The organism is Gordonia sp. (in: high G+C Gram-positive bacteria) (assembly GCF_012515855.1).
Lineage (GTDB): Bacteria > Actinomycetota > Actinomycetes > Mycobacteriales > Mycobacteriaceae > Gordonia.
On the sequence record NZ_JAAYXO010000187.1, the window covers coordinates 1 to 22,608 of the forward strand.

Genomic DNA, 22,608 nt, shown 5'->3' on the forward strand with positions numbered 1-22,608 from the left:
CCGTCGCGGACCACGCACTTGCCGCCGACCAGGACGGCAGCGACGGTGTCGTCGTTACGGTTCACCATGCGCGAGAGTCCGTCGTACTCCGGGACGGGCGACTCCGCGTAGTCGTCGAGCGAGTCGTCGAGCCGTTCCGGATCCAGCACCACGACGTCGGCGCGATCGCCGACCCGCAGGTGTCCGGCGTCGATGCCGTACCAGTCGGCGAGCTCGCCGGTCATCCGATGGACGGCCTGCTCCACCGACATGAACGGCGCCCCCGCCAATTCGGCGTCGCGAACGCGGCGCAGCAGTCGGAGCCCGAAGTTGCAGAAGGCCATGTTGCGCAGGTGCGCGCCGGCGTCCGAGAAGCCCAGCTGGATGCCGGGGTCGGCGGCGAACTTCTTCAACACCTCGGGCCGATGGTTGGAGATGGTGGTGCGCCAGCGCACCCCACCGCCGTACTCCACCACCAGGTCCAGGAAGGCGTCGACCGGGTGCACGCCGCCGCGTTCCACGCCGACCTGACCGAAGGTCTTGCCGATCACCGACGGATCCGGGCATTCGACGATCTCGGCGTCGAAGAAGTCGCGGTGCCACACGCGCGGACCGTACTTCTGCTCATAGTCCTTGCGGAACCGGCGACGGTAGTCCTCGTCGGCCAGCAGGTCCCGGCGGGCGTCGAGCTTGTTCGCCAGGTCGAGCGCCGCCGCACCCGACCCGAACTCCTCGAAGACCGGGAGATCGATCCCGTCGGAGTACACCTCGAACGGCACCGGCAGATGCTGCCAGCGGAAGTCGCCGCCGAGGGCGTTCACCACGCGCGCCATGGCCGGGAAGACGTGCGAGACCGCCGGGATGGCCTTGACGTCGGCCGCCGACAGCAGGCTCACCTTGAGCGGATTCTTCCGGAACCCGATGCTGCTGAACGCCATCGCCACCATGCTCTGCGGCCTGCCGACGTCGGGACCGCCCTGCAGCGCACGGCCGCGGCGACGCAGGATCTTGTTCAGCCGACGACGCTCCTTGCCCTTCGCGTACGTCGAGGGCAGGGTGCGGGAGCGGCAGACCTCGCCGTCGAGCTTGTCGAACAGGAGCTGCTGCGATGACAGCCTGCGTCGAGCGCCTCTTCCAGTTTCGCCTCCATCGCCGCCAGTTCGGTCGGACTCGGGGTGACGTCCTTGCGGGTGGCCCGGTCGAGCCCGAGTTCGGCCGCGCGGATGTCGGAGTGCCCGATGAACGCCGCGACATTCGGCCCGAGCGGCAACGCCTCCAACGCGGCGACGTACTCCTGCGCCGACGTCCACGTCATCTTCTCGTCGAGCGTCTCGACCACATGCCTGCGCGGGATGGCCTCGACACGACCGAACAGATCGCCCGCGTCGGACGGGCTGGCGTGAATGGTCGAGAGCGAACACGACCCGACGAGCACCGAGGTGATGCCGTGCCGCACGGATTCCGTGAGACCCGGACTCACCAGGACCTCCACGTCGTAGTGGGTATGGATGTCGACCATCCCGGGAATCACCCACTTGCCTTCGGCGTCGATCACCTCGGCGCAGCCCGACTCGTCGAGCGGCTCGGTCGAGACCGCAGCCACCCGCCCGTCTTTGATGCCGAGGTTGCGGACGGCGGCCGGTGTGCCGGTCCCGTCGAACCATCTTCCGTTCTTGACGATCGCGTCGAAGGCCATCGGGGTCGTTCCTTTACGTGCTAGATCGAGAGGTTTTTCCGGACTGTCTTACCCGTTGCGTTGCGCGGCAGCGGATCGGTGGTGAACCGCCACTTGGTGGGGACCTTGTAGTACGCGAGCCGGTCGGCGAGGAAGCCTTCGAGAGCGGCGGGGGTGGTCTGCTCCGGGTCGTCGACGACCACGACAGCCGCGACTTCCTGCCCGAGATCGGGGTGGTCGACACCGATGACCGCGCATTCCAGGACGCCCGGGTGCTCGTCGATGGTCTGCTCGACCTCCATCGGGTAGACGTTCTCGCCGCCGCGCAGGATCAGGTCCGAGCGCCGCCCGGTCAGGCGGATGCGACCGTCTTCCATGAGCCCGTAGTCGCCGGTCCGCAGCCAACGATCCTTGGTGATCGCTGCGGCGGTGGCCTCGGGAGCCCGCCAGTACTCGAGCATCACATAGGGGCTGCGCACGCAGATCTCACCCTCGACGCCTTCTTCGAGCACGTTGCCCGACTCGTCGCGCACCTCCGCCTGGACGCCGATCACCGGGCGCCCGAGGGTTCCCGGGAAGGCCGCGAGGTCGGGCGGGGTGGCCACGGAGATCGCGGTGCTGCACTCGGTCTGGCCGTAGCTGTCCACCAGCGAGTGCTCGGCGAACGGGATGAGTTCGCGAAGCTTGGCCTGCAATGCCGGCCCCGATGGCGCCGATGCGAGCGCGAAGGCCGACATCGCCGACAGGTCGTACTTCGAGATGTCGCCCTCGGCGAGCAGACGCGTGGCCATGGTCGGCACGGCCGCCCAGTTGGTGACCCGCTCGGCCTCCATCAGCTTCAGCATGCGGTCGACGTCGAACGAGCCCTGATAGATGATGACGGCGCCACCGGTGGCCAGACGCGGAATCGCCAGGTTGTGGAGGCTCGCGATGTGGAACAGCGGCGAGGTCATCAGGTAGCGCCGGTCGCTGGGCGCGGTGGAGTTCGGATCGCCGCCGACGAACACGGCGGCCAGGGCGTCGCTGAACCGGTGGTAGTCGATGGTCGCGAGCACATTGCGGTGCGAGTGGACGGCGCCCTTCGGCCGACCGCTGGTCCCGCTGGTGTAGAGGATGACGGCGGGGTCGTCCTCGTCGATCTCCGCCTGCGGCAGCTCCGCGCCGGCGAAGTCCGCGAAGATCTGCGGGAGGTCGTTCTCCATGGTCAGGACGGTGAGCCCGTCAACCGCGAGCGCATCGAGGATCTGCGCGCGCTTGGCGTCCGCGATCACCACCTTCGGCGTCGTGTGGTCGAGGGCGTACTCCACCTCCCGCGGGGCCCACCAGGCATTGAAGCCGACCGCGATGGCGCCGAGGACCTGGCACGCCCAGAAGGCGACGACCCACTCCGGGGTGTTGGCGGCGAGGATGGCGACGCGGTCGCCCTTCGCCACGCCGTACCGATCACGAAGCGCGACGGCCAGTGCGGCAACCGCATCACCGTGCTCGGCATAGCTCATCCGGCTCGACTCGGTGACCAGGAAGTCGCGGTCGCCCAGCGCGACCGACGCCTCGAGGACCGCTCCCAGCGAACGGTCGCGGTTGATCATGACGGGCATCGTGACGCCGAGGACGTCTTCGAGCCCCATCTCGAAGCGGCCCCCGGGGCCGGTGAGCTTGGCGACGACGGAAGCGACGAGGGCTTGCGGATCAGTACTAGCGGTCATATTGAGTCCTCTCGAATAATTGCAAGGTGCAGTAACACCCGAAGGTAGTAGGTGACTCGGCTCACGGTACGAGTACGGCACGACCGCGGATCACACCGGCCCGCAATTGATCGAACGCCGTCGCAGCGTCGGCGAGGTCAAAGCGCTGGTACTCGACATCGAGATGCCCGCTGCGTGCGAGCGCGACGGAATCGATGAGGTCCGATTTCGTGCCGCCGTACGACTTACGGACCGACGCGCCCCACGGCCAGCCCGGTCCGCCTGCGGGACCGGCGGTGAGTTCCGGCGCACCCCCGCCGAGCCCGACCATCCGGTAGGCCCCGTTCGGCGCCACCGACTGCACTGCCAAGGTGGCAGTGGCGTCCACGCCGACGAAGTCGAAGACCGCGTCGGCCCCGCGCTCGCCGGTGAGACGCAGGATCTCGGCGGCGGTGTCGGGCCCGGATTCGAGCATGATCTCCGCACCGCACCTCTCTGCCAGCGCCAACTGCTCGGGACCGATGTCGACGGCGATCACCCGCGCCGCGGTGGTCGCGCGCAGCAATTGGATCGCCACGTGCCCGAGACCGCCGACGCCGATGACGACCGCGGTGGAGCCGGGTCGGAGCTGCTCCTGGGCCCCGCGGATCGCGTGATAGCTCGACAGCGCGCAGTCCGCCATCGGCGCCGCCAGGCAGAAGTCGAGGTCGCCGATGGGCACGAACGAGCGCGCGGGCACCCGAACGAAGTCAGCCATTCCACCGTCGGGGCCGAGGCCCGGGCACGGCGGCATCGCGGTGCGGCCGGCCGCCTCGCACACATTCTCATTGCCCGACGCGCACTCCCGGCACACGCCGCACGACCAGCACAGGTACACCACGCCGCGGTCACCCACCTGATGACCGACGACGTCGTCGCCGATCGCCTCGATGGTGCCCGCGATCTCGTGCCCCATGGTCAGCGGTTCCTCGCGCATCTTGTACGGGAAGTCGATCAGGGTGAGGTCGGAGTGACAGATCCCTGCCGCACCGACGCGGATGAGCAGATCCTGCGCCCCGATGGTCGGCACCGGGACCTCGCGGACCTCGATGACCCCGGGGTCGGTGAGTTGTACTGCGCGCATCAGTTCGCAGCTGCCCTCTCGTCGAGCACGGCGTTCGCCGCACGCAGGTACGCATCGCTCCGTTCCGAACCGATCAGTGCCGGGCCGAGCTGGTTCATCGCATAGGCGAAGGTCGTTCGACGATCGAGGTCGTTGACGACCAGCGACCCACCGAAACCCGCCCACCAGCACACGCGACCGTCGCGGACCAGCGGCGCGGTGGTCGGCTGCGGAAGTCCGTAGCCGATGCCGAACTTGAGAGGCGTCAGGATCCCGAGATCGACGCCGTCTGCCTGCTCGCGGAAGATCAGGTCGATGGTCGACGGCGCGAGCAGCCGCTTGCCGTCGAGCACGCCGCCGCACGCCACCAGCGACTGGACACGGGCGATCGACCGCGCGTTGCCGTGGCCGTTGGCGGCGCCGATCTCGGCCTGCCGCCACTCCGGAGAGCTGGTCTGCTCCATGTCGAGCATCGGGCAGGTGAGGGTCTTCACCAGGATGCTGTCCTGGTCGAGGGTCGCCATGTCGAAGTTCAGCGCCGGGGCCGGGACGATCGGCGCGATGCGGTCGAAGTTTTGCGGCCCGGTGCCGATGTGGAAGTCCGCGCCCAGCGGGCCGGCGAGCTCTTCGGCGAAGAAGACGCCGAGAGTGCGGCCGTCGATCCGCCGGATCAGCTCGCCGACCAGGTGTCCGTAGTTCAGTGCGTGGTAACCGGACGCGGTGCCCGGCTCCCACCACGGCGCCTGCGTGGCGAGCCGCGCGGCAGCGGCCTCGTGGTCGTAGATGTCGGCCAGCTCGATGGGTCGGTCCCAGCCCGAGACCCCGGAGGTGTGGCCGAGGACGTGGCGTACCAGCACGCCCTCCTTGCCGTTGGCCGCGAACTCCGGCCAGTAGTCGGCCACCGGGCGATCGACGTCGAGCAGCCCCCGATCCACCAGCAGCAGCGCGCACAGCGCGGTCATGGTCTTGGTGATCGAGAAGACGTTCACCAGGGTGTCGTCGCGCCACGCCACAGTCCGGTCGATGTCGGCGTACCCGCCCCACAGGTCGACCACCGTCTCGCCGTCGACGGTCAGGCAGATCGATCCGCCCAGCTCCGCGCCGGAGGCGAGCTCAGCCGCAAAGGCGTCCCGCACCGGAGCGAACTCGTCGGCGCAGAAGCCGTGGACGACGGTGCTCGCCTCTGCCGCACCTGTCGCTTGCACTTCAGTCATGCCGAACGCACCTCTTCCTTTTCCTGCACGTCCACGGTCGGCACCTGAGCACGAGCCGGGACCGGCAAGGCGTGGCCTGCGGCCGCAGCGCGCTTGGCGCCCGCGGCGATCTCCTTCTTGAGATTGCGGACGTAGGGATCGAACTCGCACTGGATGGTGTGTCGCGGCGAGTCGTAGTAGGGACGCAGGAAGTACTCCTCGTCGGACTTCAGGATTCGCTCCATCTCGGTCGACGACGGAGGCAGGTACTTGCCCGCCAGATACGCGGCGACCAGCTTGCTCTGCTGCTCGGCGAAGTTGACCAGTGTCGGCATCGGCTGCGCCAGACCCATGAAGAACAGGTTGTCGACGCCCGGCTGCATCATCCGCTTGAACAGCGGGAAGCGGTTCTGGGCGTCGGGGAGCAACGCCGGGTCTGTGAAGAACGGGAAGCTGATCCGGTAACCGGTGGCGCAGACGATCACGTCGACGTCCTCCACGCTGCCGTCCGCGAACCGCACCTGACCGCCCTCGAGGTTGGTGATGGCCGGTTTGAAGGCGATGTCGCCGGCACCGGCGCGGCCGAGGAACTCGCCGCTCGCCGACGGATGCGCCTCGAACGGCTGGTGGTCGGGCTTGGGCAACCCGTATCCCTCCATCGTTCCGAGATTCTTGCGCAGGAACCGACGGCTCAGTGCCAACGAGAGCCAGCGCGGCATGAAGGCGGGAGTCTTCAGCTTGTCGCCCGCCACACCGCCGAGATACTTCGGCAGCACCCAGACTCCGCGCCGGGCCGAGACGATCAGCTTCTCCGCGAGGTAGCGCTGCGCGAGCTCGGAGGCGATGTCGAGCCCGGAGTTGCCCATGCCGACCACCACGACGCGCTTGCCGCGCATGTCCACGGGGTCGAACGGGTCGTTGTACGAGTGGCTGTGCATGAGAACGCCGTCGAAGGTGCCCGGGTAGTCCGGCAGGCTCGGGTCCCAGTGGTGGCCGTTGCAGACGATCAACGCGTCGTACTCGCGGGTCTGTCCGGTCGAAGTCTCAATCGTCCACAGACCGTCCTCACCTCGCGCCGCGTGAGTCACCATGGTGTTGAAGATGATGTGATCGCGCAGATCGAAGTGGTCGACGTAGTCCTTGAAGTACTCGAACAGCTGTGAGTGATGCGGGAAGTCGGGCCACTCCGTCGGCACCGGGTAGTCCTCGAACGCCAGGCGCCACTTGGAGGTGTCGATGTGCAGGCTCTGGTAGCAGGCCGACATCCCGTTGGGGTTCTTGTAATACCAGTTACCGCCGACCTCGTCGGACGCCTCGTAGCAGTCGAACGGGATGCCGTAGTCCTTCAGCCGCTTCGCGGTGGTGATTCCGGACGGGCCGGCACCGATGATGCAGACCCTCGGCAATGTGGATGCAGTCACTCGACACTCCTGATGTTCTCTGACTCACAGTGATGTCAGTCATACTTCCCATTCGCTGACACTGTGTCAAGTGAATGGCGCAACATCAATCCAAATGCGTGTCGGACTTGCCGAGAACGCTGCAGTGGGACACGCTTGTCCCCGTGGCCAGAGGGACGCTTCGCGAAGAACAGAAGAAGGCAACGCGCGCCAAACTGATCGAGGCGGCGAGCGCCCTGTTCGCCGAGCGCGGGTACGCCGCGGTCACGATCGACGACATCGCGGGCGCTGTCGGATGCAGCCGCGCCACCTTCTATCTACACTTCCCCACCAAGCTCGAAGCCCTACTGGCACTGGCCGACGGCGATGCCGCGCCGAGCTCGCTCGCCTTCTATCAGGACCTCGACCGCGTCCTGGAGAGCGGCTCGCGCGACGAGTTCAGTGAATGGCTGACGCGAGCGTTCGACTGGTTCCGCGAGCACTACGCGATGTTCCGAGCGTGGGATGAGGCGACAGTCCTCGAGCCGACGTTCCGCGATGTGGCACGAAAAGGCATCGCGGCACTGCCGGATTCCATGACGCACTACCTCGCCCGCTGGCCGGAGGAAGACCGCGACGAAGCCCGCCTCCGCATCGAACTGCTCGTCACCCAACTCGAGCGATTCTTCGTCCGCTGGATCACCTTCGACACCATTGAGGGCTCCAACGAGCTCGTCGTCGAAGTCCTCACCGACGTCTGGTTCCCCGCACTCATGAAGCCCAGCACCTGAGCGAGCGATCTCAGGCGTCGAGTGGGCGAGTCAGCACAGCGAACCGCCGGTATCGATGCTCCCGCACGACACACAGGTCTCCACACCAACACAGCCTCCGCACACCGCCGACTCGCCCCAGGCCGGTCGAGTCGGCGAGTGAGCAACGCGAACCCGCCCGGTATCGAGACCTGCGTGCCGCGCGGGGTCTCGATACACCGATGCGGGCTCCGCACGCAACAGCACTCGACCAGCTTAGGAAAGCTCCGCACGCAACGGCACTCGACCAACTTGGGAAAGCTCCGCACGCAACGACACTCGACCAACTTGGGGGAACGCTCACGCAGCGGCGCTCGACGGCCGCCGTCAGGTCTTCGGGAGGCGGAGCGCGGCGTCGAGCAGGCGGCGGCCGTCGATCATCGGGACGGTCGCCTGAACTGAGGCCAACTCGGTCGGCGGAATCAGGACATCACCGCCGTTGCCGGTCGGGTCCAGTCCGATGCCGACGGTGACGCCCAGCGTCAGGTCGTCGGCACCACCCCAGTGTCGGGTGGCGTCGAGCTGAACCATACCGGCGACGCCGATGGTCGCATCGAGCGTGATCGGCCGGGCGGCCCACTCGGAAGCGGGCTCCGCGCTGCGTGCGGGCTCGAGACCGAGATCTCCTCGATTGGCATAGATCTCGGCGACAACCGGCGACAGGTCGGGAGCGCCACCCGTCCGCACAGCATCGTTGCGGGCAACCTGCTCGGCCGCCATGACCGCCGCCGGACGCTGCGCAACCAAGCAGTCCTGCGTCTGTGCCGTCTGCGGCTCACAGGTCATGTCGCCCCACCGCGGATCCGCTCCGGGGGCCGAGTTCATCCGACCCGGGTAGTAGCCGTGCTTGAGGAAGTAGCCGAGCAGCGAGTCGGCGGCGCCGAGTGGATCGGCCTGCGGATCCGGCACGTCACAGACGCCGTCGCCCTCGGCACAGACCTGCGTGACCGGGACAGCGCCGAAGCCACCGGAGCGCGGACCCGACATCGTCATTCCCGGCATGAAGGTGAGCAGCGAGTTCTCGACGCCGTTCGATCCATCGCGGCCGTCTCGCCGCGGATCGGAGTAGAGCTCGCCGGACACCCCCTCGGCTTCGATTCCCTGCGACCGACCGTTCCCGACGTCGGAGAGGACGTCGCCTGCGATACGCGCGCCCTGCGAGTAACCGGAGACGACCACCGGCTTTCCGGGGCAGCGCGACTGGTACGAACTGACGGCCCGTTCGGTCGCCGCCTTGCCGATGGCGACGTCGGTGTCATAGGGAATCACCCCGACCGGCCACAGGTGCGTCGGATAGTCGACGTACGTGACGCGATAGCCGTCGTCGGCATAACGCTTGCCGATTCCGGTGACACCACCCGTCGGTACTCCGTCGGCGTTTCGGGGCGCCATGGTCCCGGCGACCACGACTGCACCTCCCTCACCGCAGGAGTCAGCGGGCGCCGCCGCAGCATCGGGGCTGCCGAGCGCCACAGATGCCGTGGCGAGCACCGAAGCGGCCATCGTCAAAGTAGTCAGACGCGGGTTCCGAGCACGCCGCGACACAAAGGAGGAGGGAGGGATCATCACCGGGATAATGCTGAATCAGACTGGCGCACAAGGGAATACCAGGAGGCCCGTTTCACCGAAGGGTAACCTAACTTTAACCTTCTGCACCCTGTCGCCACCAATCGGTCACCTCTGCGCAACCGCGACGACTCCCCGGCCGTAACACAGATCACCGACACATGACAGAGTTAGAAGCACGGCCGGTCAAGCCGTTATGACTGCCCATTCGGGTTGATATATCCTCAGCAACAGGTCATGAGTGTCAGTGACAGCCCCGGCTTGCTGACCGGCAACCCTCCTACCGCGGTGGGGTGCTCCGGGTGATGACCTGGCTGCGACATGCGTCGCCGCAGCAAGCGCGGGTCCGATGGTCGGACCCAACAACGAGGACCTCCGGGTCCGCCGACCGAAGAAAGCGATTGACTTCCATGTCTGATGCCGCAAATTGGAGCTTCGAGACCACTCAGGTGCACGCAGGCCAGGTGGTCGACGGTACCGCGAAGGCTCGCGCACTGCCCATCTACCAGACGACCTCGTTCGTCTTCGACGACACCGACCACGCCGCGAACCTCTTCGCGCTGGCCGAGCCGGGCAACATCTACACCCGCATCATGAACCCGACGCAGGACGCCGTCGAGCAGCGTCTGGCCGCCCTCGGCGGTGGCGTCGCCGCGCTGCTGGTCGCCTCGGGCCAGGCCGCGACCACCTACGCCATCCAGAACATCGTCGAGAACGGCGGACACGTCGTCGCGAGCCCGCGGATCTACGGCGGTACCTTCAATCTCTTCCAGTACACCCTGCCGAAGTTCGGCATCGAGGTGTCGTTCGTCGAGGATCCTGACGACCTCGAGTCCTGGCGCGCAGCCATCAAGCCCAACACCCGCGCGGTGTTCGGTGAGACGATCTCGAACCCGCACAACCAGATCCTCGACATCGCCGGACTCGCCGAGGTGGCACACAGCAACAACCTGCCGCTCATCGTCGACAACACCGTCGCCACCCCGTACCTGCTGAACCCGATCGAGCACGGCGCCGACATCGTGGTGCACTCGGCCACCAAGTACATCGGTGGGCACGGCACCGCCATCGGCGGCGTCATCATCGACTCCGGCAAGTTCGACTGGCGCGCGCAGCGCGACGGCCAGGACCTGTTCCCCGGCTTCACAACTCCGGACCCGAGCTACAACGGCGTGGTCTTCGCCGACCTCGGCGCCCCGGCCTACGCGCTCAAGGCGCGCGTCCAGTTGCTGCGCGACACCGGCTCGGCCATCTCGCCGTTCAATGCCTTCCTGCTCGCCCAGGGCATCGAGACCCTGAGCCTGCGCGTGGAGCGCCACGTGGCCAACGCCCAGAAGGTCGCCGAATTCCTCGAGGCCAACAACCAGGTCGCGACGGTCTCGTACGCAGGCCTGCCGTCGTCGCCGTACTACGACCGCGCACAGCAGTTGCTCCCGAAGGGCGCCGGAGCCATCGTCTCGTTCGAGATCGAGGGCGGCGTCGCAGCCGGCAAGGCGTTCGTCGACGGATTGAGCCTGCACAGCCACGTCGCCAATATCGGCGACGTCCGCTCGCTGGTGATCCACCCGGCGTCGACCACGCACAGCCAGCTGTCCGCCGAGGAGCAGCTCGCCGCCGGCGTCACCCCCGGCCTGGTCCGCCTGGCCGTCGGCATCGAGGGCATCGCCGACATCATCGCCGACCTCGAGGCAGGCTTCGCAGCAGCAGCCGGCACCAACTAGACACGTGTCTCCACGACGGAAGGGAAAGGTCGGATGTCGGTGAGCATCGACCCGACCGCGACGGTGAGCGACCCGCTCTGGGCCACCAGCCCGGACGGGACGGAGACCGGCGTCTTCATCGGCGACCTGGCACTCGAATCGGGTGCCGGGCTCGCCGACGTCACCGTCACCTTCCAGAAGTGGGGCACCCCGAATGCCGCGCGCGACAACGTGATCCTCGCGTTGCACGCACTCACCGGCAACTCGCACGTCACCGGCCCGATCGACGAGCAGTACACGATGGCCGGATGGTGGGACGGACTCGTCGGCCCCGGCCTGGCCATCGACACCGACGAGTGGTGCGTGTTGGCGCCCAATGCGATCGGTGGATGCTTCGGATCCACCGGTCCCGGCTCCCCCGCTCCCGACGGCCGACCGTGGGGTTCGCGCTTTCCCCGTTTGACGGTTCGCGATCTGGTGCACGCCGAGGCCGACGCCTTCGCAGCGCTCGGCATCACTCGATTCGCGGCAGTCGCGGGTGGTTCGATGGGCGGTGCCCGCGCACTCGAATGGGCCGTCACCTATCCCGAGCGGGTCGGCACCGCGCTGGTGCTGGCTGTCGGTGCCCGGGCGAGCGCCGACCAGATCGGCACCCAGACCACGCAGATCGCCGCCATCACCTCCGATCCCGATTGGCAGGGCGGCGACTATCACGGCACCGGCCGCTCTCCGAGCACCGGAATGGGCATCGCCCGCCGGATCGCGCATCTCTCGTACCGCTCCGACCGCGAACTCGACGAGCGCTTCGAGAACCTGCCGCAGGGCGATGAGCAACCGCTGGTCGACGGCAGGTACGCGATCGCCAGTTACCTGGAGCATCAGGCCGAGAAGCTCAAGCGCCGCTTCGACCCCGCCAGCTACGTGTTCCTGTCGGAGGTGCTCAACAGTCACGACGTCGGTCGCGGCCGCGGCGGCGTCACCGCAGCGCTCAACGCCTGCCCCGTTCCGACCATCGTCGGCGGCATCGACTCCGACCGGCTGTATCCGCTCTACCAGCAGGAAGAGCTCGCCCGCGAGCTCGGCTGCTGCGTCGACGGACTGTACGTGATCCGCTCCGACGCCGGGCACGACGGCTTCCTCACCGAGTTCGAGCCGGTCCGCGAGCTCTTGGTCAAAACCGCCGACACCGCTCGGGCCAACATCCCCCGCTGAGCGCTTCCCGGCCTCACATCTCGCTCGACGCCACCCAGTATTCGGTGAACCGTCCGTCCCGCACCGTCAAGATGTCGTTGCCGGAGAGATAGACCACCTGCCCGTCCGGCGCCGTCCCCTGCCCCGCCCACCGCCCGGCAACGTAACCGTCTTCGGCAAACGGTCCAACCTCGATCTCGAAGACCAGATCCCGGTACGACGACTTCGACGCGTCGATCAATGCCGCGAGTTTTCCGGGACCGACGACTTCCGCGCTCGGCCAATGTCCGAGGAAGTCGTCGCTCACCAGCTCTTCGGCGACGGCCTTCAGCTTCTCGCGGTCGGCGGGACCGTTCCACAGCTCATCGATCCAGCGACGATAGAGCTCGTGGGGGTCCGATGTCGGGTCGCTCATGCCGTTCACCGTGACACATTCACCGGCCGCGGTGGCCGACCCGGTCGAAAACCGGTGCGTCCGACCGTCACGGCGCTCTGCGCTGCAGGTCGCTGATCCGTTGGTGAACCGGTCAGGCAGTGCCGAGCGAGTCGATCGAGGTCGCGAGCCAGAGGATCGTGCCGCCCATCGCCGTCATCGCCGCGATGTCGAAGACCCGGCTGCGGACCTGCAGCAACCCGACCCGATGTGCGGGCAGGAACGCCCGGAACAGCGCACCGAGGATCAGCGCCGAGCCGAGGACGAAGGCGCCGCGACGCCAGCGGTCGATCAAGACCAGGACCGCTGCGAGGACGATCACCGACAACACGAGGTAGTACGGGATGTTGACGACGAAGTCGTGCAGCCTCCGGGCGCGCCGGACCGCCTCGACGCGCTCGGCGTCGAGGTCGTCGATCGGGTCGGCGGCATCGCCCGGGCGGCTGGACATCAGTTGTTCTCGCGGCTCGCCAACTGCTGTTCTGCGCGCTCGACGACGTTCGCGAGGAGGAAGGCTCGCGTGAGCGGGCCCACGCCACCAGGATTCGGCGAGACCGCACCCGCGACCTCCCAGACGTCCGGGTGCACATCGCCGGTGAGGCCCGCGTCGGTGCGGCTGACGCCGACGTCGATGACGGCGGCCCCCGGCTTCACCATGTCTGCGGTGATCAAGTGAGGCACGCCCGCCGCGGCGACGACGATGTCGGCACGCTGCACCTCGGCGGCGAGGTCGCGGGTACCGGTGTGGCACAGCGTGACCGTCGAGTTCTCGCTGCGACGGGTCAGCAGCAGGCCGATCGGCCGACCGATGGTGACGCCGCGGCCGACCACGGTCACGTGGGCGCCGTCGAGCGGAATGTCGTAACGACGGAGCAGATGGATCACGCCGCGCGGGGTGCAGGGCAGAGTGGACTGCTTGCCGAGCACCAGACGACCGAGGTTGATCGGGTGCAGTCCGTCGGCGTCCTTCTCCGGCGCGATGCGCTCGAGCGCCGCGTTCTCGTCGAGGTGCTTTGGGAGGGGCAACTGCACGATGTATCCGGTGCATGCCGGGTCGGCGTTGAGTTCGTCGATGGCGGCGTTGAGCTGCTCGGTGGTCGCATCGGCGGGCAGATCCTTGCGGATCGAGGAGATACCGACCTTGGCGCAGTCGGAGTGCTTGCCTTTGACGTACGACTGCGAGCCGGGGTCGTCACCTACCAGCACCGTGCCCAGGCCGGGCGTGATGCCCGCTTCCCTGAGTCGCGCCACGCGGGCGCTCAGATCGGTGAAGATCTCGTCGCGGGTGAGTTTGCCGTCCAGTCGAATCGCCGTCACGGTAAGCCATTGTTCCACTCCACCCCGCCGCCGCGCACATCGTCAGCGACTGGGCGACCAGTCCGCGCCAGATCGACGAGAAACACCAACCAACCAAGCGCTTGGCTTGTAGGTTCCAGATCATGGGCTTCTTGAAGCAGAACACTGCTGACATCGATTTTCCGACTTGGAGTCAGGGTTCTCGCGCCGAGAAGATCAAACCGATGGCGCGGCACTGGGCCGAAGTGGGGTTCGGCACCCCGGTGGCCCTGCATCTTTTCTACGTCGCGAAGGTCGCCGCGTACATCTTCGTCGGCTGGGCCATCGTGATCTCGACACCCGGCATCGACGGCTTCTTCGACGTCACCTCCTGGTATGCCGAGCCGATCGTCTTCCAGAAGATCGTGCTGTACACGATGCTGTTCGAGGTGATCGGCCTCGGCTGCGGCTTCGGCCCGCTCAACAACCGCTACTTCCCGCCGATGGGATCGATGCTGTACTGGCTGCGGCCGGGCACCATCCGGCAACCGCCGTGGTCGCGGATCCCGCTCACCGGCGGAGACACTCGCTCGGCATTCGACGTGCTGCTGTATGCGGCTTTGCTCGTCGTCACTGCCGTCGCCCTGTTCCTCGGCGGGACCGGGCCCGATCCGGCGGTCGGATCGGCGGTCGGCGGGCTGCCCGTCTGGCCCATCGTCACGGTTCTGGCACTGTTGGTCGTACTGGGGCTCCGCGACAAGACTGTCTTCCTGGCCGCCCGCGGCGAGGTCTACGGCGCTCTCACCGTGACCTTCTTGTTCGTCGGCACCGACATGATCCTCGGCGCCAAACTCATCTTCCTGTGCATCTGGCTCGGCGCCGCGACGTCGAAGCTCAACCGCCACTTCCCCTTCGTCATCGCGACGATGATGTCGAACAACCCGATCCTGAAGTCAGCGCGGATCAAGCGGAAGTTCTTCGCGGACTTCCCCGAGGATCTTCGACCGGGTCGCCCGGCGCGGTGGATCGCGCACTTCTCCACCGCGGTCGAAGGTCTGGTCCCGATCGTGCTGTTCTTCTCGCACGGCGGCACGGTCGGCGCCATCGCGGCGATCATCATGCTGTGCTTCCACTTCGGCATCCTCTCGGCGATTCCGATGGGCGTCCCGCTGGAGTGGAACGTCTTCATGATGTTCGGCGTGCTGACGTTGTTCGTCGGACACCCCGACATCGGCCTCGGCGATCTCCAGTCACCCTGGCCCCTGGTGTTGTTCGCCGTGTCCGCGGGAGTAGTCGTCACCGGCAATCTACTGCCGCGCAAGGTGTCGTTCCTGCCCGGGATGCGGTACTACGCGGGCAACTGGGACACCACGCTCTGGTGCATGAAGCCGTCCGCGTCGGCCAAGCTGGAGAAGAACGTGGTCGCCATCGCGTCGATGCCCGCCGCGCAGCTCCAGCGGTTCTACGGCAGTGCCGAAGGCGCGCAGATGGCGTTGTACATGGGATATGCGTTCCGCGCGTTCAACAGTCACGGTCGTGCCCTGTTCACCCTCGCGCACCGCGCGATGGCGGGCCACGACGAAGCGGAGTACATGCTGACCGACGGTGAGCGCATCTGCAGTACCGCGATGGGCTGGAACTTCGGCGACGGGCACCTCTCCAACGAGCAACTCATCGCCTCGTTGCAGCGGCGCTGCCAGTTCGAGCCTGGCGAGGTCCGGATCGTGCTTCTCGACGCACAGCCGATTCAGCATCAGACACAGCAGTACCGCCTCATCGACCCGGCGATCGGCGAGTTCGAACGCGGCTTCGTCAAGGTGTCCGACCTCGTCGACCGTCAGCCGTGGGACGACACCGTCCCGGTGACCGTCGACTGGCAGGCAGAAACCGATCAGGCGACTACCCCGTAGAGGGAGTCGCCTGATCGATGGGGTGTGTAGGTCGGCCGGTCTGTCGCCGGCCGACCTGCTTACGCAGCGGCCGCCAGCTGCGACTGCGCGACGGCGAGGAACTCCTCGACGGTCACGTAGAAGCCGGTGGCGTCGTCGATCTGGAACCAGACCGTCTGCTTCGGATCCAGCCGGTCGACCTCGTTCTGGATGGTCGGGTTCTGGATGGTTGCGGTGTTCTGAACAGTCGTGTTCTGCATGGTTATGCCTCCTGGCATGTGTGGGCAGCGACTCGCGTCGCTGCGGAATGTCGTGGGTCTCGGGCACCGGTGTCGGCCCGGGGACGGGTACTGCAAGAGGTTCTCGTGGCTCGCTGCGCGTTTCGGCGCGCAAGCCCAGACCCAGAGGGCCTCAGGAGATTCGCAACGGTGTGGGCGGATCGTGAGAGGATCAACGCGATTTGTTGCGGACAAACCATGATCGCACGACCGTTCGATGAGAGTCAAGCATTATTCTGTGGGGCTCGTTCGTCGCACTCGTCGCCGTCGACCCGACCGGGCCGCCGCCGGTGAACCTCGGGGCATAGAATCGCCCCGTGTTCCGTATCGTGTATTTCTCCCCCCAGATCCCGCCCAATACCGGCAATGCGATCCGCATCGCGGCCAACACCGGCTGCGAGCTGCACTTGGTGGAGCCGCTCGGGTTCACCATGACCGACGCTCAGGTGCGTCGCGCGGGTCTGGACTACCACGAGATGGCCAACGTGACGGTGCACCCGAATCTGGCGACCGCATGGGAAAAGCTGGCACCGACTCGCGTGTTCGCGTTCACCGCGCACGCCACCCGCTTCCACACCGATGTCGCGTACGAACCCGATGATGTCCTGCTGTTCGGCCCCGAACCGACCGGCCTGCCCGACGAGGTCTTGACCGACTCCCACGTCACCGACCAGTTGCGGATCCCGATGCTGGAAGGCCGACGGTCGATGAATCTGGCCAATGCGACCTCGGTGGCACTGTATGAGGCCTGGCGTCAGCACGGGTTCGAGGGAGCTGTCTAGTCTCGCGCGACACTCCCTGGACCGTCGCGCTCTGCCGGCGATTCGATGACCGGGCTCAGCGGTCCCACGCCACCTGCGCGGCCATCGTGCGCAGGCGTTCCCGGCGCTGCGGCGAGCCGGTCGAGAGCCAGTCGATCCGCCCGTACACGTGGGCGCGGAAGTCCGGGTGCCGTTCTCGGTTTTGCGAGTGGGCTCCGTCGCGGATCGCGTTGTGCAGCAGCGCCTTCAGCGCGTCGAACTCGGCACGTCCGGCACGCACTCCCCGGTTCACCACGAGGCCGGCGAGTTGCTGGCGCTGGTGGTCGTGCATGATGCGCGTCTTGCGCCGGTGCACCACGAAACCCTCGGCCGCCGCTACCCGCTCGACGAACCAGAGCAGGCGGCCGATCTCGATCTGATCGCCGGAGAAGGCGAGGTCGTCGCCGTAGCGGGTGTAGGTGATGTGGTGTTTGTCGGCGTACCCCGCCACGCGGAAGTCGAGGCGACGTAGCACCAGGTTCAGCAGCGCCGGTGAGGTCGGTGACCCTTGCGGCAGATGCCTCTCCCGCAGCAGGGCGGCGTGATGCGGGTCGACGAGGGCTTCGTCGTCGACGGCGATCGTCGTGGTGCACAGGCTCCCCAAGTAGGCCGCGACGGCGGGCGCGTACCCGATCGCCGCGAACACAGCGCGTACCCGCGGATAGGTCACGTGCTCAAAACAGCGACGCAGGTCGACCCGGACCACCGTGTCGTGCAGCGCGTGCTTGGCGGCGAAGCTGGTGATCGATCTGCCGCGGACGAAGCCGTGCGCGGCGGGATGCGGCGGAAGTCCGGTCAAGATCTGATCGAGAATCTTGCGCTGAGCGGTGGCGAGCCGCTCCTTGGGCGCTTCGATGATGCGATATCCGCCGTCGCGCTTGGGGATTCGACTCACCCGGTAGTGCCGGAGCGCGGGCTTGAGGCGACGACTGCGGCGGCCGCTAGCGGTGAACCACTCGAGTTCCTCGAGGCTCATGTTGAGCCAGCCCGCCAGCGCCGCGATGTCCTCGACCTGTCGGACCTCGAAGACGGGTGCCGAGACCCGCAGTTCCGGGACAACGACCCTCGGGGCGGCAGGCAGATCAGCAACAAACGCCGCGACTGGGCCCGATCTAGGCGGCGCAGGAAAGGCTGCGAGCAGAGCTCGCGTGAGATCATCGGCGTCGACGGGATCGAGAACGTCCACCAGAGCGCCGTCGATCTCGCGCGACGTCCAGACGTCGGCGACACGAGGCGCCTCGACGGATCGAAGCAGTTCGTCGATCGCGATGACGATGCGATCGACCTGTACGGAATCGAAGCGACGGCGGGCGCCGATGCCCGGCGAGGTGCGGTCGTCACTCATCGACTCTCCTCCCGTGTGGGCGGGCGGTGCGACCCAGACTTGTCGTCTTCGGCGCGCAGTGTCGCACACGGAGTGTGCCGGCCTGCGCGCGACGCACTGCCGAACTGTGAATGCACCCAGGGGTAGCCCCTGAGACGGATCGAGAGACCCCTCTCGCACCGCCCTCCCGCTTCGATTGTGCCCGACAGTGGCACGGCACGTGACGCGACTTGTCCGCCGCCGGCCTACCCGGTCCGACTGCCCCGCCACCGCAGGGGTGTCTCGGCGTACTCCTCGGCTGCGTGCGCCGCCATGCCGACAGTCCTCCCGTACTGAAAGACGACCTCCCCCGACCGCGAGGGAAGTCCCAGTTCACGCGCCACCACGGCGCCGGCGAAGTCAATGGTCATTCCGCGTCCAACTCGACCCGCGACGGCCTCGGCTGCTGCCAAGGCCGCGGAATCGGGACGCGCGGCCCGCACGGCGGCCAGGACGATCGTCGCGCGCGGGTCGACCTCGTAGAGGATGTGTCCGAATCCCGGAACCCTGCCGTCCACCACGGCATCGGTCAGTGCCCGATCCACATCTATGCCGCCGACCACCGCGTCCAACAGGTTCCGCGCGGCGGTCGGAGCCCCGCCGTGCAAGGGGCCCGCGAGTGCCGCGTAACCGGCCAGCAGGGCGTCGAAGACTCCGGCCCGCGCTGAGGCCGCCACACGAGCGGCCGTGGTGCAGGCGGCGAGGCCGTTATCGATCAGGACGGTGGCAAGCAGGTCGGTCCACGGGTGACGGAAGTCGATTTCGGGCACAGCCGCGGTCAAACGCGGCAGCAGGCCAAGGACGCGACTCCCGGTCTGGGAGAGGTCGGCGCGTAGCGGGTCCGCGGCCGCGACGAGTGCCACCGTGAGCGGGATGCGGCGCTCGATAGGCATGTTGCGCACCAGATCGACGTCGATGTCGGGTGTCTCGCTGGGCTGGTTCGCATCGAGAACCATCGCCGCGGCCTCACCGAAATCCATGTCCGCACAGAGTTCTTCGATGTCGCGGCCGCGGAGATAGAGGCGGTCGTCGCGAATGGCCGAGACCCCGGTGGCCACCGCGCGGAACTTCAGCAGTCGGTCGCCGGATCGCCGGCCGTCTCGCTTCGCTGCGGCGAGCGAATCGATCTGAGTGCGGTCGAACAGCGATTCCGCCTGGCCTGGCATCCGCTTGGAAGTGAGCACTCCGCGGCTCACGTACGAGTAGAGCGTTCCCCGCTTCACGCCGAGCCGGGCTGCGGCCTCCGACGTGGTGATCCAGTGCTCCACGGATTGATTCAATCAACATTGCAGATGTTGATCAATGGGCGCAGACTCGGCGCATGAACGCGACAAACGACCTGATCACCGTCCCTCGCGGACTCAAGAACGTGATCGTCACCGACACCCGGATCGGCGATGTACGTGGCTCCGAGGGCTTCTACCACTACCGGCAGTACGACGCGACGCAGCTCGCCCGGACCGAACGCTTCGAGGACGTCTGGCACCTCATGTACCGCGGCGCACTGCCCGACGCCGCCGAGTCGGCGGCCTTCGCGAAACGCATCGGCGAACTCCGCGTGCTCGACGGCCCGACGGTCGATTTGCTTCGGCGGGTGGTGACTCCGGCGGTCGAACCGCTCGCGGCTCTCCGCGTGGCGCTGGCGGCGGCCGGAATCTTGGAGCGTCCGCTCTTCGATCTCTCGGAGGAGGAGCGGACCGACGCCGCGTTGCGGTACACCGCGCTCGCCCCGACGATCGTCGCGGCTGCCCATCGACTGTCTCGAGGACTGGATGTGATCGACGCCGATCCGACGGCGGCGCACGCGGCCGACTACCTGCGGATGTCGACGGGCAGCACTGACGCTGCGGCGGTTGAAGCGTTGCAGACCTATCTGATCACCACGATCGACCACGGCTTCAATGCCTCCACCTTCGCCGGTCGAGTGGTGGCGTCGTCGGGGTCGGACATGACGTCGTCGATCCTCGGCGCACTCGGCGCCTTCCTGGGACCGTTGCACGGCGGAGCGCCGGGCCGAGCGCTCGCCGCCCTCGACGAGATCGGGGACCCGACGAACACTCGGGAGTGGGTGCGGTCCAAAGTCGCAGGCGGCGAGGTCATCATGGGCTTCGGTCACGCCGTCTATCGCACTCACGATCCTCGCGCCGAACTGCTCAAGGAAGTCGTGACGCAGCGGTACGACTCCCCTCTGGTCCGCCAGGCGACAGCTGTCGAGGCAGAGATCGAGTCGGCGATCAACGAGCTGAAGCCTGGACGCAAGCTGTACGCGAACGTCGAGTTCTACGCGGGGGTGCTGATGAGCGAGGTGGGCTTGCCGCCGGAGATGTTCACGCCGACGTTCGGTGTCGCTCGCATCGTCGGCTGGACGGCCAACATCCTGGAGCAGGCGGCCGAGCGAAAGATCCTTCGGCCCGTCGCCCGGTACGTGGGACCCGAGCCGCAGCAGGCCTGACATCTCACGCAGGCATGCGGGTGCCCCCGACCGGCGGTGTTCCGCCGGTCAGGCGACGAGTTTGGCCAGGTAGGCCTCGACCCGCGACCCCTTCGGGTCGGGTGGGGCATGCGGCCCCTGATCGGGTAGCAGTTCCGCGTGGTGAATGTGGTTGACCCGCCAGTCCCGCCCCTTATCGGCGGTCACCGGCCGCCAGGCCACGCGCCCGGCGTGCGGGCCGTCGATCAGGATCATGGTCTCCCAGTCACCCAACTTGGCACCGACGGCGCGGTTGTGGCGCCCGCACGCGGCACCGAGGTGATCGATATCGGTCAGACCACCGTCCTGCCAATCCGGAAAATGATGAGCCTCAGTACGGGCGAACGGCACCCCGCAGCCCGGGGCGGTGCAGCCGCGGTCGCGGGCGAACAACGCCAACCGCTGCGCCTTCGACGCCGACCGCTGACCGCGCCCTAAATACAGCACCTCGTTGGTGGCGTGCGAGAACACCGCCAGATGCGGCGTCGCGGCCGCAGCGACCCGCACCAGATCCGACACCGGCAACCGCGTTCCCGTCGCCGCCAGGGCGACCCCGGCCCGCGCGGCGAGCTCCTTGTCGGTGATCGTCACGACCAGCTCAGACTTGAGCGAGGTGCTGCCGGTACTGCCGGCATGGGTGCGGACGAACACCAGCATCGCGTCGAGCGCATCATGATTGCGCTGGGCCGGGCACCGATCGTCCCGCTCGGCGGCCGCGGCCACCGCGGCCTGATCAGCGGCCTCGACCGCCCCGGACGGGGACTGCGGGTCGTCGGGGTTGTTCATCCCGGGTGCGGCCCAGGACTGCAGGACGACCTCGATCTGTGCCCGCAGCGCCGGGGTCAGCTGGGCCCGAACCTTGCTCATCAATTGGCGGTCCTGCGGCATCAGGGTCAGGCCCCGGCGTCGTTGCCGATCCCGATCCTCGGTCAGCGTGCCGTCCGGATCCAAGTGCGCCAGGAGGCGGTTTCCGACGGCGCGGACGCCCTGCGGGGTCAGGTCCCGGGCGACCAGCGCCAACTGTGCTTCGGCGTCCGTGCGGACGTCCGGGCCCACCGCGGCCGGGATCTTGTCCATGATCGCGTCGATCTCCCGCACATGATCACCGCCGATCACCCCCTCAGCGACCGCGACGGCGGTCGCCGGGAGCGCCGGGTCCAGGGTTTGGCCCTGCAGGTTCGAGAACCGGCCGAGCGCGGCGATCGCGATCCGCCGCCGCTTCGCCTCTCCGTCTCCCAGCCGCAACTCCCCGGCCAGGAACGCGTGCAGCGAGAAGTACCCGGCCTTGCCGAACGCACCACGGTCGGAGATCTCCACCATCAACGCAGCATCGACACCGTCGAACCGACGCCGCGACCGCTCCAGGGAGTCCGCCACCGACAGGAGTACGTCCTCGGTCGCCGCCGCCAACGGCAGAGAGGCGAACTTGACCACGACGGCGTCGAGCAGAGCTGCCAGCGCGGTGGGATCCTCGGGCAGGACGGTGTTGGTTTCGGTCATCGTCCTCACCCCCTGGATCCTTCGCATTGTGTGCGTTGCTGTGAACCTTTGAGTGCACACTATCGTGTGGGTCTGACAATTCTCGTGGAGCGCTGTTTGTGCAGGTCAGAGCCGCCCCATGCTGATCGAGTGCCGCTGCGAGCGAAGCACGCAACGGTTTATCGAGATCGCCCCCTTCGCGCCGTCGCTCCGGTCTCGATTTTGGGCGGGTTCGCTACGCTCACTCGCCGACTCGACCAACAGCGGAAGGCACCCACGGCTTCGCTCACACGCCTCACGATGATCGAGTGCCGCTGCGAGCGAAGCACGCAACGGTTTATC

At 67.4% G+C, this 22,608-nt stretch carries 18 protein-coding genes, 1 pseudogene and 1 riboswitch; of the genes and pseudogenes, 6 read left to right on the top strand and 13 right to left on the bottom strand.

The features are described 5' to 3' along the window. The 5 genes and pseudogenes from GX543_RS13260 to GX543_RS13280 all read right to left on the bottom strand — a co-directional run. Positions 1–1,675: pseudogene (locus GX543_RS13260) on the bottom strand (amidohydrolase family protein); the annotation flags it as partial. Positions 1,676–1,695: 20 nt separating this feature from the next. Then, entirely contained in the window at positions 1,696–3,360 is a 1,665-nt protein-coding gene (locus GX543_RS13265; RefSeq protein ID WP_290852490.1) for a class I adenylate-forming enzyme family protein, read from the bottom strand. Positions 3,361–3,421: 61 nt separating this feature from the next. Next, positions 3,422–4,462 carry an NAD(P)-dependent alcohol dehydrogenase gene (locus GX543_RS13270; protein ID WP_290852492.1) on the bottom strand — a complete coding sequence of 347 codons (1,041 nt, stop codon included), beginning with the start codon at positions 4,460–4,462 and terminating at the stop codon, positions 3,422–3,424. After that, entirely contained in the window at positions 4,462–5,655 is a 1,194-nt protein-coding gene (locus GX543_RS13275) for a serine hydrolase (protein ID WP_290852494.1), read from the bottom strand. The genes GX543_RS13270 and GX543_RS13275 overlap by 1 nt, the downstream gene beginning before the upstream one ends. Continuing rightward, positions 5,652–7,055: an NAD(P)-binding domain-containing protein gene (locus GX543_RS13280; protein ID WP_290852496.1), complete on the bottom strand. Its 1,404-nt coding sequence runs from the start codon at positions 7,053–7,055 to the stop codon at positions 5,652–5,654. The genes GX543_RS13275 and GX543_RS13280 overlap by 4 nt, the downstream gene beginning before the upstream one ends. 143 nt (positions 7,056–7,198) lie before the next feature. Between GX543_RS13280 and GX543_RS13285 the strand changes: the two genes are divergently transcribed. Continuing rightward, positions 7,199–7,804 (top strand): TetR/AcrR family transcriptional regulator, encoded by a 606-nt coding sequence (locus GX543_RS13285; RefSeq protein ID WP_290852498.1) that lies wholly within the window; start codon positions 7,199–7,201, stop codon positions 7,802–7,804. A gap of 345 nt (positions 7,805–8,149) precedes the next feature. On the opposite strand, the gene GX543_RS13290 is transcribed toward GX543_RS13285, so the two are convergent. After that, on the bottom strand, positions 8,150–9,325 hold the full coding sequence (locus GX543_RS13290; RefSeq protein ID WP_290852500.1) for a PE-PPE domain-containing protein: 1,176 nt from the start codon (positions 9,323–9,325) through the stop codon (positions 8,150–8,152). Positions 9,326–9,621: 296 nt separating this feature from the next. Continuing rightward, a riboswitch (SAM riboswitch) is annotated at positions 9,622–9,735 on the top strand. 63 nt (positions 9,736–9,798) lie between these two features. Between GX543_RS13290 and GX543_RS13295 the strand changes: the two genes are divergently transcribed. Both GX543_RS13295 and GX543_RS13300 read left to right on the top strand, forming a co-directional pair. After that, positions 9,799–11,109 (top strand): bifunctional o-acetylhomoserine/o-acetylserine sulfhydrylase, encoded by a 1,311-nt coding sequence (locus GX543_RS13295; protein WP_290852501.1) that lies wholly within the window; start codon positions 9,799–9,801, stop codon positions 11,107–11,109. A gap of 33 nt (positions 11,110–11,142) precedes the next feature. After that, the gene (locus tag GX543_RS13300; RefSeq protein WP_290852502.1) at positions 11,143–12,300 is read left to right on the top strand and encodes a homoserine O-acetyltransferase; all 1,158 of its coding nucleotides are present in this window, start codon (positions 11,143–11,145) and stop codon (positions 12,298–12,300) included. 13 nt (positions 12,301–12,313) lie between these two features. On the opposite strand, the gene GX543_RS13305 is transcribed toward GX543_RS13300, so the two are convergent. The 3 genes from GX543_RS13305 to GX543_RS13315 all read right to left on the bottom strand — a co-directional run bounded on the left by GX543_RS13305 (position 12,314) and on the right by GX543_RS13315 (position 14,029). Then, positions 12,314–12,694: a nuclear transport factor 2 family protein gene (locus GX543_RS13305; RefSeq protein WP_290852503.1), complete on the bottom strand. Its 381-nt coding sequence runs from the start codon at positions 12,692–12,694 to the stop codon at positions 12,314–12,316. Between the two features lie 112 nt (positions 12,695–12,806). Continuing rightward, the gene (locus tag GX543_RS13310; RefSeq protein ID WP_290852504.1) at positions 12,807–13,163 is read right to left on the bottom strand and encodes a DUF3017 domain-containing protein; all 357 of its coding nucleotides are present in this window, start codon (positions 13,161–13,163) and stop codon (positions 12,807–12,809) included. Next, positions 13,163–14,029: a bifunctional methylenetetrahydrofolate dehydrogenase/methenyltetrahydrofolate cyclohydrolase gene (locus GX543_RS13315; RefSeq protein ID WP_290852505.1), complete on the bottom strand. Its 867-nt coding sequence runs from the start codon at positions 14,027–14,029 to the stop codon at positions 13,163–13,165. The genes GX543_RS13310 and GX543_RS13315 overlap by 1 nt, the downstream gene beginning before the upstream one ends. Positions 14,030–14,151: 122 nt before the next feature. Between GX543_RS13315 and GX543_RS13320 the strand changes: the two genes are divergently transcribed. After that, a complete protein-coding gene (locus GX543_RS13320; protein WP_290852506.1) occupies positions 14,152–15,897 on the top strand; it encodes a DUF3556 domain-containing protein in 1,746 nt (581 codons plus the stop codon). 59 nt (positions 15,898–15,956) lie between these two features. On the opposite strand, the gene GX543_RS13325 is transcribed toward GX543_RS13320, so the two are convergent. Next, on the bottom strand, positions 15,957–16,136 hold the full coding sequence (locus tag GX543_RS13325; RefSeq protein ID WP_290852507.1) for a hypothetical protein: 180 nt from the start codon (positions 16,134–16,136) through the stop codon (positions 15,957–15,959). A 335-nt stretch (positions 16,137–16,471) separates the two neighbouring features. On the opposite strand from GX543_RS13325, the gene GX543_RS13330 reads away from it, so the two are divergent. Next, positions 16,472–16,936: a tRNA (cytidine(34)-2'-O)-methyltransferase gene (locus tag GX543_RS13330; protein ID WP_290852509.1), complete on the top strand. Its 465-nt coding sequence runs from the start codon at positions 16,472–16,474 to the stop codon at positions 16,934–16,936. A gap of 55 nt (positions 16,937–16,991) precedes the next feature. Here the strand turns inward: GX543_RS13330 and GX543_RS13335 are convergent, their stop codons facing one another. Together GX543_RS13335 and GX543_RS13340 are read right to left on the bottom strand one after the other, a co-directional pair. Beyond that, positions 16,992–18,299 (bottom strand): reverse transcriptase family protein, encoded by a 1,308-nt coding sequence (locus GX543_RS13335; RefSeq protein ID WP_290852511.1) that lies wholly within the window; start codon positions 18,297–18,299, stop codon positions 16,992–16,994. A 224-nt stretch (positions 18,300–18,523) separates the two neighbouring features. Next, positions 18,524–19,585 carry a citrate synthase gene (locus GX543_RS13340; RefSeq protein ID WP_290852512.1) on the bottom strand — a complete coding sequence of 354 codons (1,062 nt, stop codon included), beginning with the start codon at positions 19,583–19,585 and terminating at the stop codon, positions 18,524–18,526. A gap of 53 nt (positions 19,586–19,638) precedes the next feature. Here GX543_RS13340 and GX543_RS13345 point away from each other — a divergent pair, with 53 nt between their 5' ends. After that, entirely contained in the window at positions 19,639–20,769 is a 1,131-nt protein-coding gene (locus GX543_RS13345; protein ID WP_290852513.1) for a citrate/2-methylcitrate synthase, read from the top strand. 48 nt (positions 20,770–20,817) lie between these two features. Here the strand turns inward: GX543_RS13345 and GX543_RS13350 are convergent, their stop codons facing one another. Next, the gene (locus tag GX543_RS13350; protein ID WP_290852514.1) at positions 20,818–22,287 is read right to left on the bottom strand and encodes an HNH endonuclease signature motif containing protein; all 1,470 of its coding nucleotides are present in this window, start codon (positions 22,285–22,287) and stop codon (positions 20,818–20,820) included. Positions 22,288–22,608 lie beyond the last annotated feature (321 nt).

What these genes read in the sequence shown, in the direction of transcription:
- GX543_RS13265 (WP_290852490.1), bottom strand. Translation starts at nt 3,360, where the DNA reads ATGACCGCTAGTACTGATCCGCAAGCCCTCGTCGCTTCCGTCGTCGCC.
- GX543_RS13270 (WP_290852492.1), bottom strand. Translation starts at nt 4,462, where the DNA reads ATGCGCGCAGTACAACTCACCGACCCCGGGGTCATCGAGGTCCGCGAG.
- GX543_RS13275 (WP_290852494.1), bottom strand. Translation starts at nt 5,655, where the DNA reads ATGACTGAAGTGCAAGCGACAGGTGCGGCAGAGGCGAGCACCGTCGTC.
- GX543_RS13290 (WP_290852500.1), bottom strand. Translation starts at nt 9,325, where the DNA reads ATGGCCGCTTCGGTGCTCGCCACGGCATCTGTGGCGCTCGGCAGCCCC.
- GX543_RS13295 (WP_290852501.1), top strand. Translation starts at nt 9,799, where the DNA reads ATGTCTGATGCCGCAAATTGGAGCTTCGAGACCACTCAGGTGCACGCA.
- GX543_RS13300 (WP_290852502.1), top strand. Translation starts at nt 11,143, where the DNA reads ATGTCGGTGAGCATCGACCCGACCGCGACGGTGAGCGACCCGCTCTGG.
- GX543_RS13305 (WP_290852503.1), bottom strand. Translation starts at nt 12,694, where the DNA reads ATGAGCGACCCGACATCGGACCCCCACGAGCTCTATCGTCGCTGGATC.
- GX543_RS13310 (WP_290852504.1), bottom strand. Translation starts at nt 13,163, where the DNA reads ATGTCCAGCCGCCCGGGCGATGCCGCCGACCCGATCGACGACCTCGAC.
- GX543_RS13320 (WP_290852506.1), top strand. Translation starts at nt 14,152, where the DNA reads ATGGGCTTCTTGAAGCAGAACACTGCTGACATCGATTTTCCGACTTGG.
- GX543_RS13325 (WP_290852507.1), bottom strand. Translation starts at nt 16,136, where the DNA reads ATGCAGAACACGACTGTTCAGAACACCGCAACCATCCAGAACCCGACC.
- GX543_RS13335 (WP_290852511.1), bottom strand. Translation starts at nt 18,299, where the DNA reads ATGAGTGACGACCGCACCTCGCCGGGCATCGGCGCCCGCCGTCGCTTC.
- GX543_RS13345 (WP_290852513.1), top strand. Translation starts at nt 19,639, where the DNA reads ATGAACGCGACAAACGACCTGATCACCGTCCCTCGCGGACTCAAGAAC.
- GX543_RS13350 (WP_290852514.1), bottom strand. Translation starts at nt 22,287, where the DNA reads ATGACCGAAACCAACACCGTCCTGCCCGAGGATCCCACCGCGCTGGCA.